This is a genomic window from Neomelitea salexigens DSM 19753 (assembly GCF_000422345.1).
Classification (GTDB): domain Bacteria; phylum Pseudomonadota; class Gammaproteobacteria; order Pseudomonadales; family Spongiibacteraceae; genus Spongiibacter; species Spongiibacter marinus_A.
The window spans coordinates 518,852-532,527 of record NZ_AULP01000002.1 but is presented as its reverse complement, the minus strand read 5'-3'; the positions used below and the strand labels follow the sequence as shown (position 1 = coordinate 532,527).

General features: G+C 53.2%; 11 protein-coding genes. 4 read left to right on the top strand and 7 right to left on the bottom strand.

Features of this window, described 5'->3' with window-relative positions; all coding sequences use genetic code 11:
• Positions 1-14: 14 nt before the first annotated feature.
• From H573_RS0105845 to rpmH, 6 genes are all read right to left on the bottom strand, one after another.
• The gene (locus tag H573_RS0105845) at positions 15-1,982 is read right to left on the bottom strand and encodes a TonB-dependent receptor plug domain-containing protein (RefSeq protein ID WP_027873448.1); all 1,968 of its coding nucleotides are present in this window, start codon (positions 1,980-1,982) and stop codon (positions 15-17) included.
• 112 nt (positions 1,983-2,094) lie between these two features.
• Complete coding sequence (gene mnmE, locus H573_RS0105840) at positions 2,095-3,450, bottom strand: tRNA uridine-5-carboxymethylaminomethyl(34) synthesis GTPase MnmE (RefSeq protein WP_027873447.1); 1,356 nt, start codon at positions 3,448-3,450, stop codon at positions 2,095-2,097.
• Between the two features lie 3 nt (positions 3,451-3,453).
• The gene (gene yidC, locus H573_RS0105835) at positions 3,454-5,142 is read right to left on the bottom strand and encodes a membrane protein insertase YidC (RefSeq protein ID WP_084497940.1); all 1,689 of its coding nucleotides are present in this window, start codon (positions 5,140-5,142) and stop codon (positions 3,454-3,456) included.
• Complete coding sequence (gene yidD / locus H573_RS0105830; RefSeq protein WP_027873445.1) at positions 5,139-5,399, bottom strand: membrane protein insertion efficiency factor YidD; 261 nt, start codon at positions 5,397-5,399, stop codon at positions 5,139-5,141. The genes yidC and yidD overlap by 4 nt, the downstream gene beginning before the upstream one ends.
• 3 nt (positions 5,400-5,402) lie before the next feature.
• The gene (rnpA, locus tag H573_RS0105825) at positions 5,403-5,780 is read right to left on the bottom strand and encodes a ribonuclease P protein component (protein ID WP_027873444.1); all 378 of its coding nucleotides are present in this window, start codon (positions 5,778-5,780) and stop codon (positions 5,403-5,405) included.
• Between the two features lie 31 nt (positions 5,781-5,811).
• Positions 5,812-5,946 carry a 50S ribosomal protein L34 gene (gene rpmH, locus H573_RS19270; RefSeq protein WP_084497939.1) on the bottom strand — a complete coding sequence of 45 codons (135 nt, stop codon included), beginning with the start codon at positions 5,944-5,946 and terminating at the stop codon, positions 5,812-5,814.
• A gap of 508 nt (positions 5,947-6,454) precedes the next feature.
• Here rpmH and dnaA point away from each other — a divergent pair.
• The 4 genes from dnaA to gyrB all read left to right on the top strand — a co-directional run bounded on the left by dnaA (position 6,455) and on the right by gyrB (position 12,885).
• Positions 6,455-7,933 (top strand): chromosomal replication initiator protein DnaA, encoded by a 1,479-nt coding sequence (gene dnaA / locus H573_RS0105820; RefSeq protein ID WP_027873443.1) that lies wholly within the window; start codon positions 6,455-6,457, stop codon positions 7,931-7,933.
• Between the two features lie 92 nt (positions 7,934-8,025).
• Positions 8,026-9,138, top strand: coding sequence for a DNA polymerase III subunit beta (dnaN, locus tag H573_RS0105815; RefSeq protein WP_027873442.1), 1,113 nt, complete (start codon positions 8,026-8,028; stop codon positions 9,136-9,138).
• A gap of 106 nt (positions 9,139-9,244) precedes the next feature.
• Positions 9,245-10,384 (top strand): DNA replication/repair protein RecF, encoded by a 1,140-nt coding sequence (gene recF / locus H573_RS0105810; protein ID WP_027873441.1) that lies wholly within the window; start codon positions 9,245-9,247, stop codon positions 10,382-10,384.
• A gap of 80 nt (positions 10,385-10,464) precedes the next feature.
• A complete protein-coding gene (gene gyrB, locus H573_RS0105805; protein WP_027873440.1) occupies positions 10,465-12,885 on the top strand; it encodes a DNA topoisomerase (ATP-hydrolyzing) subunit B in 2,421 nt (806 codons plus the stop codon).
• A 65-nt stretch (positions 12,886-12,950) separates the two neighbouring features.
• Here the strand turns inward: gyrB and H573_RS0105800 are convergent, their stop codons facing one another.
• Positions 12,951-13,676 (bottom strand): lysophospholipid acyltransferase family protein, encoded by a 726-nt coding sequence (locus tag H573_RS0105800; protein WP_036255788.1) that lies wholly within the window; start codon positions 13,674-13,676, stop codon positions 12,951-12,953.

Sequence of the window (13,676 nt, the reverse complement as noted above, 5' to 3'; positions counted from 1 at the left end):
GATATGCATTACGGCTAGTAGCGCAGGCTCAGTGTTAATAGCTGTCGCAGTTCTTCTCGGTAAAAATTATCCGATAACAGTTCGCTGTTATCGTCATGCTGATATCGTGCCACGTAGGCTAATTGCACTTCAGCGCCGCGTAGGGCCAAGGTGTGAGCCAGCCGTAAATCTGATCGTGAAAAGGTATTTTTCCCCCGGCGACGAGTGTTTTGGCTGTAATAGCGGCTAATTGAAAGCTGAGTATTGCTTAAAAATTTATAACTGAGCAGCGCGCTGAAACTATTGCTGGGAGTGAAGCTCTCCTCATTTTGAGTTGTGGTGTCGGAGTTGATGTAGGCGTAACTGGCGTGGAAAAGCCAGTTGGGCGATGGGCGATAATCCAGCTCGGTTTCTATGCCTTGTTGGCGCAGCCGGTTGCTGTTCTCCGGGGAGAATTTATCCAGTGCTGTGGAGTCTGACACAAGGTTACTTAGGTGGTCGCGAAACAGTTTTATATCCCACTGCAAGCCGATGTGTTGAAAGTTGGCGTAGTAGCCAATTTCGCGGGAAGTAATTTTCTCCGCCCGTAAATCTGGGTTCCCGGTTGCTTTCACAACATAGTCGCCGCTCGTTTGGCCATTGTGCGTGGGGGTGACGTTTTTCGCGCGATAGGTCCAATCGGCAGTGGTTTCCAGTAGGTCGGGGCTGCGCACCGCCTCGGAGTAGACGGCGCGAAAACTGTGATGGTTATCCAGATGGTAGTGTAGTGAAAGTCTGGGTGAGAGGTGGTCTTTATTGTCGTTGCTGTCCTGTTCCCACGACGCACCGACATTGCCCGTAACACGATCGCTGAATCGGTATTCGGCATTGGCAAACAACTGGGTGCTGTCACTACGGCGGTTACCATTGTAGTACGTCTCGGAGCTAACCCGGTTGTGTTTGAAGTGAATGCCAGCCACCGTTTTTAGGTCTGGTGACCACACCATGGTGTCTTGAAACTCAATGTCCTGGCGAGTTTGTCGGCTGTTTTCGTTGGCATCAACGCGCACCAGTGGTGAGGGATGGGTGGGCTGACCAATGAACGCAGGAGGTAGTACCGCCTGCCATTCTTTTTGCTGCTTTTGACCGGAGTAGTCAACGCGTAAGTGTTGATGGTGGTCTTTGCTCAAGTCCCAACTAATTTTGGCCGAAACAAAATGGTTGTGGTGACGGGTATCGGGTGAGGTGACATCGATATCGGCGAAGTCATCGATCACCCAGCCTTGTTTGTAGCCCATGGCCAAGCTGATGTTGGCCTGGTCGAGGGCCTTTTCATAGCGCAGGTTCAGTGTGTCGCTATTGTCGCTGTCGCGGCGGTCTTCACCGTCGCGGTTGATTTCAAAACCATCATCGCGACGGCTTTGGAGGCTCAAACGGTATTTGCCGCCCTCAAAGCTACCGGCGTGGCTGAGCAGGTAGTCCTCGACCTGGTTATCACCCTTGCGGGCTTGCAGGTAGAGTTTGTCGGCGTCGTCGGGGTGACGGGTAATAATATTGATAACGCCCAAAAACGCATTGGCGCCGTAACTTGCCGTGGAGGGGCCCCGGACGACTTCGATACGTTCGATGTCTTCAATTGCCAGGGGAATATCGTTCCAGTTTACCGTCGCCAGGCCCGCTTGGTAGATGCTGCGTCCATCTATCAGCACCTGCATACGCCGCGAATCGCGATAATTTGTGCCGTGGTAGCTGACTACGTGGTTCCAGCCGTCGCGTGCACCAACTGATGTGCCGGGTATCAGCCGAAATAATTCGGGGATACGGCGTATTCCCGATGCGATGATCATTTGACGGTCGATCACACTGACACTGGCGGGAACCTCGCTGCGGCTTTGTTTCAGGCGGGCGGGTGTAAGCACAACGGGAAGTGCCTCGTTATCCCACAGCTGGGCATGGCTGGGCATGGTGGCGGCGCTGCTGGCGACCAGTATTAACAATAGAGAGTGGCGGGTAGCGTCAGCCATAGAGACTTCCTTGTGGCGGAAAATTTTAACGGTAGTAACTTACGATAAGTGTAGCTGGGGTCTCACAACTATTTCGCAAATTGTACTGCGCATGAAGTGATTATGGGGATAGCTATTTTCCGATACAAAAACTGGAAAAGATGCGGCCTAACAGATCGTCGGATGTGAAGGCACCGGTGATTTCTGACAGGCTTTGCTGGGTGAGGCGGAGCTCTTCGGCGAGCAGTTCGCCGGCATTGTAGTGGTGGAGCTGGTGTTCGCCTTGCAGGAGGTGCTCGCGGGCGGTATTCAGTGCTTCAATGTGACGCCGCCGGGCAATAAACGGGCTGTCGCCGTCTTCAAACCCTACGCAGCGTTTGAGGTGGTTGCGCAGCAGGTCGATGCCCTGCTCTGCCTTGGCACTAAGGTAGAGCGTGGGCAGCTCACCTTGCGTGTCCTCGCGCACCGTTTCGCCACTCAAATCACATTTATTGAAAATCAGGCTGAGTTTGCCGGCATTGGCGTGCTCGGCGAAGGTGTCGGGTATATCGGCGTGGCGCTGTTGGTGGCTATCGACGATCAGCAGTACACGGTCCGCTTTGTCGATTTCCTGCCAGGCTCGGCGAATGCCCTCTTGTTCCACCGGGTCATCGCTGTCGCGCAGACCGGCGGTATCAATGATGTGCAGCGGCATGCCGTCAATCAGGATGTTTTCGCGCAATATGTCCCGCGTGGTGCCGGCAATGTCGGTAACGATGGCCGACTCTCGCCCGGCCAGGGCATTAAGCAAGCTGGATTTACCGGCATTGGGTTTACCGGCAATAACAACGGTCATACCGTCGCGAAGCAAACTGCCTTGCTGGGCGGCGTTGCTGACGTGCTGAAGCTGCTGTTTGATCGCGCTCAAGTCGTCGGCGACGCGGCTGTCACTAATGAAGTCGATTTCTTCTTCCGGAAAGTCTATCGCCGCTTCGACATAGATCCGTAATACCGTGACGGCTTCTACCAGCTGGTCTATCTCGCGACTAAAGGCGCCATCGAGTGAACGCATCGCCTGGCGAGCGGCTTGTTCCGAGGCGCTATCGATCAAGTCGGCGATGGCCTCAGCTTGGGCGAGATCGATTTTGTTGTTCAAAAATGCGCGCTCGGAGAACTCGCCAGGACGCGCCATGCGGGCACCGGCACGCAGGCAGGCCTTGAGCAGGCGGTCCATAATTACCGGGCCGCCGTGACCCTGCAGTTCCAGAACATCTTCGCCGGTAAAGGAGTTGGGGCCGGGGAAAAACAATGCCAGCCCCTGGTCGATAACATCTGTTTCGTTGTCGACAATCTCTCGAAAATGGGCGAAGTGGGCACGGCGAGGTTGCGGGCTGCGATCCATCAGCGCAGCCGCAATAGCCAGGCTTTTACTGCCCGAAATACGAATGATACCAACGCCGCCTTTGCCGGGCGGCGTGGCAATGGCGGCGATAGTGTCTTGCTGGCTCATCGCTTAACGAGACGGCAAGCCAGCTTTTTCAATGCGCTTGGTAATGATGTACTGCTGAATAATCGACAGGGTGTTGTTGACTACCCAGTACAGCACCAAGCCCGCGGGGAAGAACAGGAAGAAGAAGGTAAAGACGATGGGCATCCACTGCATGATTTTCGCCTGCATAGGATCTGCCGGTGGCGGATTCAGCTTCTGCTGGATGAACATCGACGCACCCATAATCAGCGGCAAGACAAAATAGGGGTCCATCGCTGACAGGTCATTAATCCACAGCATAAAGGGTGCATGGCGCAGCTCAACACTTTCCATCAGCACCCAGTACAGAGCGATGAATACCGGCATTTGCACCAGCATAGGCAGGCAGCCGCCGACGGGGTTAATTTTTTCTTTCTTGTACAGCTCCATCATTGCCTGAGACTGCTTTTGACGGTCGTCGGCGTAGCGCTCGCGCAGCTCCATTAGTTTCGGCTGCACCTTGCGCATATTTGCCATGGAGGTGAAGGCTTTGGCATTAAGCTGGAAGAAGGCGGCTTTTACCAACACGGTAACGCCAATAATCGCCCAACCCCAGTTGCCGAAGACGCTGTGGAGTTTGGTCAGCAGCCAGAACAAGGGTTGCGCTATCCACCACAGCCAGCCGTAGTCGACGGTGAGCTCCAGGCCGGGAGAGATTTCCTCCAAACGGTACTGGTCTTTAGGGCCGATATAAATCGCCGCGCTCAAGGTGCCCTGCTCACCGGCAGCAACCGTTTGCGACGGTGAGGTGAAGCGAACGATATTTAAGCCCTGGCGCGTAACAACGGTCTTAAAACTGTTGTTGGCAGATTGGTCGGGCACCCAGGCACTAAGGAAGTAGTGTTGGATTATGGCGACCCAGCCACCTTCCATTTGCTCATTCAGTGGCTTTTCTTTCAGCTTGTGGAAGGCCAGTTTGTTGTAGGGGTCTTCGCTGCTGGAATAGGCGACACCCATAAAGGGTTTCATCGCGAACAGGCCGTCGTCGTTGACGCCGGGGTCGACACTGTTGTCCCGCTTCAGCTGGCCAAACAGTGAGGCACTAAAGGCTTCACTAGAGCGGTTTTCAACGAGGTAGTCGAGTTTCACCAGATAGTCGCCACGCTGCAGGGTGTAGCGTTTAGTGATAAGAATGTCGTCGCTGTATTGGTAACGCAGGTTAGCGGAAACACTGTCCTGACCTTCTTCTAAGGAGAAGCTCTCAAGGTTGGCGCTAAACATGGGGCGGCCCTGCGCTGTGTCGGTGGCGTTTTTACCGATTAAGCCACTCTGGGCCACATAGCTGCGACGCTGGTTGTTTTCGAGCAGTACAAAGGCTTCTTCTTCGTCAATGCTGTCGCGGTGCTCCAAGGTAGCGGCATAGACAATGTCGCCGCCCTGTAGGTCGATTTTCAGGTCCAGAACATCATTGCGAATATGAATGTAGCGGCTGTCTACGCCCTTATCGGCGAAGTCTTCAACGCTGTTGTCGACATTGTCGGCGGTGGGTAAATCGTCACTGCCAGCGTCGTTGGTGGGCAGAGAAACGTCGGCATTGGTGGGTTGCTCAGCCAGTGCGGCGGCCGCTGCCAGCGGAGCAGTGTCGCCGCCGTCAAAGTTTTTCCATTCAACCAGCAGCATAAATGAGAGCGCGGCGATGGCGGCGATAAGTAGGTAGCGCTGAATATCGATCATTGCTTAATAGCCTTGATTGAGTTGTTTTCGTTTTGGCAGTGATGGCAGGGTGGAACGGGGTCGTAGCCGCCGGGATTTAACGGGTGGCAGCGACCGATGCGGCGCAGGGCAAGCCAGCTGCCACGCAGGGCACCGTGCTCGCGGATAGCGTCGATAGCGTAATGGGAACAGCTGGGATAGAAACGGCAGTGTGGTGCCATCAGCGGACTGATGCACAGGCGGTAAAACTTGATGCAGGCGATAAGTAGGCGCTGCAAGGTTTAACCCTCTTGCTTGCGCAGTTGCTTCTCGGCGCGCTTTTCTAACTGTCGCCACAACTGTTTGCAGGTTCTATGCAAAGTGGGGTTGTCGAGCTTGTCGACGCCCTTTCGAGCCAGCACGATAACATCGATACCCGGCAATCGCGACTGCTGCATTCTGAAACTCTCTCGGACGATGCGTTTCAGGCGATTTCGCTGTGCGGCTAAGCGTACGTTCTTCTTGGCAACAACAAGGCCAAGCCGAGGATGGTCAAGGCCGTTGGCATTCGCTAGAAATAATAATTCGGCGGTAGAGACCTTCAGACGAGATTGGTCGAATACAGCCTGGTAGTCGCCGGCATTGAGTAGGCGCAGTGATTTATCAAAGCCGAATTCCACTGCAATACCGGTACCTTAATCTAGCGCTTGATTATGCAGACAGAACAGCACGGCCTTTAGCGCGACGACGGTTCAATACTTTGCGGCCGTTCTTGGTTGCCATGCGAGCACGGAAACCGTGAGTGCGGGCGCGTTTCAGGTTGCTTGGTTGAAAAGTTCTTTTCATGATCTTGTCCGTTCACAGTGTCGTTATACGACGAGTTCTTTGTCTCCCGCCGGGATTAAGCGGCAATGGAGCACGAAAAATCGGATCGCGAATTTTAGTGGACGGCACCGCTAATAGCAATGCCTATAAGGCGTTAATTTGCCAAGCCGCTTGTCGGCTTCGTTATCGGAATTTCAGGCTGGTTGGGGCTGTTTGCTATATGTTTTCGATGATAACACCCTATTGACAAGTTATTCACATCTTGATCCCGGGGTTATCCACATGTTGTTCTGGCTTATCCATAGAGTCTTATTGTTTATCGTTATATATCATTGAAATTTAGGTATTTTTTAACGATTCATGATTGTTGATAAAGTCGAGTAGGTGTGGATAAGTTTGGGTTGAAGGCGTAGAATGTCCGGCTTATTTACAGATTTAGCTGGGTTTTATCCCGCTTAAGCGACGCCTTTGTTGTGGTTGGAAGGTGGGTGTTCGCTGGGCGGGTATTTTTGGTTTTGGGAGTGTTATTTTGTCTGACGCCATATGGCAGCGGTGCTTAGCGGTTCTTCAAGAGGAGTTGCCCGCGCAGCAGTTTAATACCTGGATTCGGCCGCTGCGCTTAGAGGTCGGAGAAGGTTGGTTGCGCCTGCTGGCGCCTAATCGCTTTGTTAGAGATTGGGTCAACGATCGATTTTTTGCTCGAATTGAAGAACTGGTCGCCGAGTTCGCTGGCGGCCAAGGCTTCAATGTTGAGCTGGCGATTGCCGATCGCCAGCAATCGGCGATGGCGCGTCAACGCCCTACGCCTTCTGTCAGTTATGGAGAGGACCTGACCCGAAGCCCTGCTGCCACAGAGAACCCTTCCGCGGGGGATGAGGCCGTTGCGCCGGTGCCCGCCCCGGCAATTATCCAGTCCTCCACTGCGGTGTCGGCAGCACCCAATACCAGCTCCCAGCGGCAAGTGGAAGTTGAAGGTGGTATCCGCCATCAGAGCTCCTTGATGGAGGGCTATACCTTTGAAACCTTTGTAGAGGGTAAGTCGAACCAACTTGCCCGCGCGGCCGCAAGCCAGGTCGCTGAGAACCCCGGGCGCGCTTATAACCCGCTGTTTTTATATGGTGGGGTTGGCTTGGGTAAAACTCACCTTATGCACGCGGTGGGTAACTCCCTGGTGCAACAAAACCCCAATGCTCGCGTGGTATATCTTCACTCTGAGCGCTTTGTTGCCGATATGGTTAAGGCCCTACAGCTCAACGCGATCAATGAGTTTAAGCGCTATTACCGCTCGGTTGATGCGCTGTTAATTGATGATATTCAATTTTTCTCCGGGAAAGAGCGTTCCCAGGAGGAGTTCTTCCATACCTTTAATGCCTTGCTGGAAGGCGGTCAGCAGATGATTCTTACTTGTGACCGTTACCCCAAGGAAATTAAGGGGTTGGAAGAGCGATTGAAGTCGCGTTTTGGCTGGGGGCTTACCGTGGCGGTAGAGCCGCCTGAGCTGGAAACGCGGGTGGCGATTTTGCTGAAGAAGGCAGAGCAAGAGAATATCCCCTTGCCCTCTGATGCGGCGTTTTTTATTGCCCAGCGTGTTCGCTCGAATGTCCGCGAGCTAGAGGGCGTGTTGAAGCGGGTCATCGCGAGTTCGCGGTTTATGGCCAAGCCCATCGATATTCCGCTGATTAAAGAATCGCTAAAAGACTTGCTGGCGCTGCAGGATAAGCAGGTGAGTTTGGATAATATCCAGCGCACCGTCGCAGAGTATTACAAGATTAAAATCGCCGACTTAATGTCCAAGCGTCGCAGTCGATCAGTGGCGCGTCCGCGGCAGTTAGCGATGGCGCTATCTAAAGAGTTAACCAACCACAGTTTGCCGGAAATTGGCGAGGGCTTTGGTGGCCGGGACCATACGACGGTGTTGCATGCCTGCCGCAAAATAAAGGAATTGCGCGACGCCGATGCCGATATCAGAGAAGACTATAAGAATTTAATAAGACTTCTGACAACCTAATGTTTTTAGGTCAGTTTTTATAATAAAGTGTAGTCTGTTACGGCCTGGGAAAGCGGCCCTGCGACCAGCAAAAACCAACGGGAAGACAACGAATGAAATTTTCTATTTCTAGGGACGCTTTGATCAAGCCCCTGAACCTTGTTGCCGGTGTTGTTGAACGCCGCCAAACACTGCCTATTTTGGCGAATGTTCAGTTAGTGCTGGATGGTCAGCAACTTTCGCTGACAGGTACGGATCTCGAGGTGGAGCTGATCGGTCGTGTGGATTTGACTGAAGAGGGTCAGGCGAGCGAGCCGGGAGAAATCACGGTACCTGCCAAAAAATTGGTGGATATTTGTAAGGCCCTCCCCGAAGGCTCGGTGATCGATGTTAGTCAGGATGAGCAGAAACTCATTATTAAATCCGGGCGCAGCCGCTTTCAGCTGTCCACCCTCCCCGCCAGCGATTTTCCCAGTGTTGAGCAGGGTCACGGCGGTCAGCGTTTCAGCCTAAAGCAAGGCGATTTAAAGCGCTTGATTGATCGCACCAGCTTCGCCATGGCCCAGCAGGATGTTCGCTACTACCTGAACGGCATGCTGTTTGAGGTGAACCCCGGTCTGTTGCGTGTTGTCGCGACCGATGGTCACCGGTTGGCGATGGCCAGCTTCAATGGCGACATCAATGTGTCCAATGGCGCTCAAGTGATTTTGCCACGCAAAGGGGTGATCGAGCTGGGTCGTCTGCTCATTAATGAAAACGATGATGCGGAGCTTTTTGTGGGTAGCAATCACATTCGTGTGGTCACCCGCGATTTCACATTCACGTCTAAGTTGATAGACGGAAAATTCCCCGACTACGAGCGTGTACTGCCCCGCGGCAGCACCAAGACGGTATTGGGTAGTCGCGCAGAGCTTAAGCAAGCCTTCGCACGCACCGCTATTTTGTCTAACGAAAAATACCGCGGCATTCGCCTGTTACTCAGCAGCGGCAACTTACAGATAGTGGCTAACAACCCCGAGCAAGAAGAAGCGGAAGAGATCGTGGCCGTGGATTACGAGGGCGATAGCTTGGAAATTGGTTTCAACGTGAGTTATTTGCTGGATGTGATGTCGGCAATTAATGGCGAAACCGTGAAGTTCTCGCTGTCGGACGCCAACAGCTCGGCCTTGGTGGAAGAGTCTGAGAGTAGCGATAGCCAATATGTTGTTATGCCGATGCGCTTGTAAGGCGCTGGCAATTACGGATGTTAGTGAGTTTGATAGCGGCCGCCAGCGATGGTGGCCGTTTTTGTATTCTGCCCTTCCCTTTCTGTTCGCGGACCTGTGACGCCCGATGCGGTTAAGTGAATTACACATCGCCAATTTTCGTAATCTGCGGCGCTGTGAGCTGAGTAACCTCTCTACCTTTAATTTTATCCACGGAGTGAATGGTAGTGGCAAAACCTCTGTGCTGGAGGCGATACACATGCTCTCGCTCACGCGGTCATTTCGCTCGCGAAAGATTAATAGTGTGGTGAATTTCGACGCCCCCTCTCTGCTCGTGAGGGGGGCACTGGTTGATGGCGAACATAACGATAGTCGGATACTTGGTATTCAGCGGGGGCGAGATAAGTCGCTGCTCGTTAAATATGCGGGTGAGCGACTCAGGTCCTTCGCAGATTTAGCCGGCCTGCTTCCAGTACAGTTGATCAACCCTGATAGCTTTCAGTTGTTTGAAGGTTCGCCGACTGTGCGCAGGCAGTTTCTCGACTGGTCAGTGTTCCACGTGAAACATCTTGGTTTTTACGAGGAGTGGTCGAGGTATAGAAAAGCGGTAAAGCAGCGAAATACACTGCTCAGACGTGGTAAACTATCGGATGCAATGCTCTCCCCTTGGGAAGACGAAATTGCGCTGACAGGGGCGAAAATCACGTCTATGCGCCGTGCGCAATTTACTGAGCTCGAGGAGGCGTTTGTAGGTCTCCTTAACCAGCTTCAGGGTGAGTCTGGCCAGGACGGAAGTAATCTTCTGGATGCCTCGCGCTTTACTATGCGCTTTATCAGTGGCTGGGATGATGACGAAGGCCGTTTAGGCGCAGAGGAGTTGCGTCGGCTTTTAAACGAGTCCAGAGAGCAAGACCTGCGGCAAGGATTTACACGAGTGGGCCCTCATCGAGCAGATATTCGCTTTGGTTACGGTGGTACTAACGCGGCTGAAGTGTTGTCGCGTGGGCAGATTAAGACTTTGGTTTGTGCGCTGAAGTTGGCGCAATGCGGTTTGATGCGGCGGCAAAATCTCGATGTGTTGTTGTTAGTTGATGACTTGCCCGCAGAGCTGGATCGAGAGCGCCGCGCTGCTCTATTTGGAGTGATCGCAGGTATGGATATGCAAGTTTTTGCGACCTCCATAGAGGCGTCAGATTTGGATGACGCATGGCTGGGTGACGCGAAAGGAATAAGAAGGTTTCACGTGGAACATTATACCAACGCCTAGTTTCAGCCAGCGGCGTGTGGGCGACAGGTAAATAAAAAGGACTTGCTGCTGGGCAAGGCTCTTGTGTGTAGAGGTTTAGAATGACTGAAGAAAACAAAAATTACGATTCCTCCAGTATCAAGGTGCTAAAAGGCCTAGATGCCGTGCGTAAGCGTCCCGGCATGTATATCGGTGATACCGATGATGGCTCTGGCCTTCATCATATGGTGTTCGAAATCGTCGATAACTCGATTGATGAGGCCCTGGCCGGCTATTGCAGCAAGATACAAATCATCATCCACCCTGATGAGTCAGTTACCGTTTGTGACGATGGCCGCGGTATTCCCACTGAGATCCATGATGAAGGCGTATCAGCGGCAGAAGTTATCATGACCGTTCTGCACGCCGGCGGTAAATTTGACGACAACACTTACAAGGTCTCTGGTGGTCTCCACGGTGTTGGTGTATCCGTGGTAAATGCCCTCTCCGAAGAGCTGCGCCTCACCATTCGTCGGGGCGGTAAAGTTCACGAGCAAGTCTATCGCCACGGTGTACCCGACGCTCCACTGGCGATTATTGGCGATACTGAACGCAGCGGAACGGAAGTCCGTTTTAAGCCCAGCAAAGAAACCTTCACCAATATTGAATTCCACTTTGATTATCTCGCGAAGCGTATTCGCGAACTGGCTTTCCTGAACTCTGGTATCAACATCGAGCTGATCGATGAGCGAAGTGGTGAAAAAGAAGTTTTTTGTTACGAAGGTGGTCTTAGCGCCTTTGTTGAGTACCTCAACAACAATAAAAGTGCTGTTAACGATGTTTTCCACTTCACTACCGAAGCGGATGGCATAGGTGTTGAAGTCGCCCTTCAATGGAATGATGGCTTCCAGGAAAATATATTCTGTTACACCAACAATATTCCCCAGCGTGACGGCGGCACCCATTTGGCGGGTTTTCGGGCTGGTCTGACGCGTAATCTGAATAGCTACATTGAAAGTGAAGGCCTGGCAAAGAAGGCTAAGGTATCCACGACAGGGGATGATGCTCGAGAGGGCCTAACTGCCGTTATTTCAGTTAAAGTCCCCGACCCCAAGTTCTCCTCGCAGACCAAAGACAAGCTGGTTTCCAGCGAAGTGAAAACGGTTGTCGAACAAGCAATGACCGCTAAGTTTGGTGACTTCCTGCTGGAAAGCCCCAGCGAAGCTAAGCAGATCGTCCAAAAAATGCTGGATGCGGCCCGTGCCCGTGAAGCGGCTCGCAAGGCCAGGGAAATGACTCGCCGCAAAGGCGCCCTGGATATTGCAGGCCTGCCAGGCAAGCTTGCAGACTGCCAAGAAAAAGACCCCGGGCTTTCTGAACTGTACTTGGTGGAGGGTGACTCGGCGGGTGGATCGGCTAAGCAGGGCCGCGACCGTCGCACTCAGGCTATTCTGCCTCTCAAGGGTAAAATATTGAATGTTGAGAAGGCGCGCTTCGACAAGATGCTCTCCTCTGCTGAAGTTGGCACCATTGTCACGGCCCTTGGCTGCGGCATTGGCAAAGAGGAATTCAACTTAGAAAAGCTGCGTTATCACCACATCATCATCATGACTGACGCCGACGTAGACGGCTCGCACATTCGTACCCTGCTGCTGACCTTCTTCTTCCGTCAAATGCCAGAGTTGATTGAAAACGGTTATGTCTATATTGCCCAACCGCCCCTGTATAAAATTGGGCGCGGAAAGCAGCATCAGTATTTGAAAGATGAGGCTGCCCTGGCCAGCTACTTAACCCAGAATGCGCTTGATGGTGCAGCGCTATACGTAAACCCGGACGCGGCACCGATCAGCGGTGCAGGCCTGGAAAAGCTGGTGACCAACTTCCGGAAAGTTGAAGATATCACCCAGCGGTTATCGCGCATTTATCCTGCGCGATTGTTGCGTGAAGTTGTCCACCTACCCACCGTTAAGGCCGATCAACTCGGCGAGCGGGCAGTGATGGATAACTGGTGCACCGCGCTGGCAGAGGTCACCGTAGAGCTCGAGGCCCGCGATCCGCAACACCGCTACGATGTGCGAGTAGTGGAAGACAATGAACTGAATATCTTTGTCCCTGAGGTGGAAATAACCTCCCATGGAGTAAGTACCCACTATCGCTTTGGGCGTGATTTCTTCAAGTCTTCAGATTATCAAAGCATTGCAGAACTCGGTGAAAGCCTGCAGGGGCTGCTCGAAGACGGCGCCTATATTAAACGCGGTGAGCGCACCCAAGAGGTGGAGAGCTTCGACGAGGTGATGAACTGGCTAATGGCCCAGGCAGAGCGCGGCATCAATGTGCAGCGCTATAAAGGGCTGGGTGAAATGAACCCAGATCAGCTGTGGGAAACCACCATGGATCCGGATGCCCGACGCATGCTGCGGGTCACGATTGAAGACGCGATTGCCGCCGACCAGATCTTTACCTGCTTGATGGGTGATCAGGTCGAGCCTCGCCGCGACTTCATCGAAAGCAATGCCCTGAAAGTAGCTAACCTGGATGTCTGATCCCAGGCACTAAAAAAGCCCGCGAGTCGCATCGATTCGCGGGCTTTTTTTTGTGTTGATTCCGGCTAAGGCATTTTATCGCAGTGTTGTTCGATCCATTCTGCGGCTTGTTCGGCCAGGGCCTTTGGGTCACCGTCGTGAGTGTCAATCAGCTCCCCTATCCACAGCGTGACTGTACCTGGCCGAATAAGCAGGCTTTTGGGTGGCCACAGCCTTCCGGCGTTGTGAGCGATGGGTAAAATGGGGACGCCGGCTTTGACGGCAATGCCTGCCCCTCCCCTAGCGTATTTACCGCGCACGCCGTGGGGGACTCGGGTTCCCTCTGGGAAGATAAGCAGGTTGCAGTCATTGGCCAGGTGTCGAGTGCCCTGCTCCATGGTTTGGCGCATCGCCGCCCGGGGGTTGCTGCGATCGATGCCGATCGCATTCATCATGCGCAGCGCCCAGCCGAAGAACGGTACGGACAGTAGCTCTTTTTTAACCACGGTGGTAACGGGAAAAAGAAACCACTGCAAATAAAAGGTTTCCCACTGGCTTTGGTGTTTTGCCAGGGCGACATAGGGCTGCTGCGTGGGCAATTCGCCGACGACGCGCGTGCGTACGCCACAAATTAGCCGCAGACAAAAGATGATCAGCGCATTGCCAATGACAAAGTAGCGGCCGCGAACATGGAAGGGTAGGAACCACGTGAACACAATACCTGTAACGCTAAAAAACAGCGTAATCAGCGCATAGCTTACAAAAAACAGCCCCGAGCGCAGCCCGAGCCACACTTTGTACGGTAACGTCAT

Bases quoted from the DNA above. Each gene is read 5' to 3' on its own strand.
- H573_RS0105845 (WP_027873448.1), bottom strand. From the start codon at position 1,982: ATGGCTGACGCTACCCGCCACTCTCTATTGTTAATACTGGTCGCCAGC.
- mnmE (WP_027873447.1), bottom strand. From the start codon at position 3,450: ATGAGCCAGCAAGACACTATCGCCGCCATTGCCACGCCGCCCGGCAAA.
- yidC (WP_084497940.1), bottom strand. From the start codon at position 5,142: ATGATCGATATTCAGCGCTACCTACTTATCGCCGCCATCGCCGCGCTC.
- rpmH (WP_084497939.1), bottom strand. From the start codon at position 5,946: ATGAAAAGAACTTTTCAACCAAGCAACCTGAAACGCGCCCGCACTCAC.
- dnaN (WP_027873442.1), top strand. From the start codon at position 8,026: ATGAAATTTTCTATTTCTAGGGACGCTTTGATCAAGCCCCTGAACCTT.
- recF (WP_027873441.1), top strand. From the start codon at position 9,245: ATGCGGTTAAGTGAATTACACATCGCCAATTTTCGTAATCTGCGGCGC.
- gyrB (WP_027873440.1), top strand. From the start codon at position 10,465: ATGACTGAAGAAAACAAAAATTACGATTCCTCCAGTATCAAGGTGCTA.
- H573_RS0105800 (WP_036255788.1), bottom strand. From the start codon at position 13,676: ATGACGTTACCGTACAAAGTGTGGCTCGGGCTGCGCTCGGGGCTGTTT.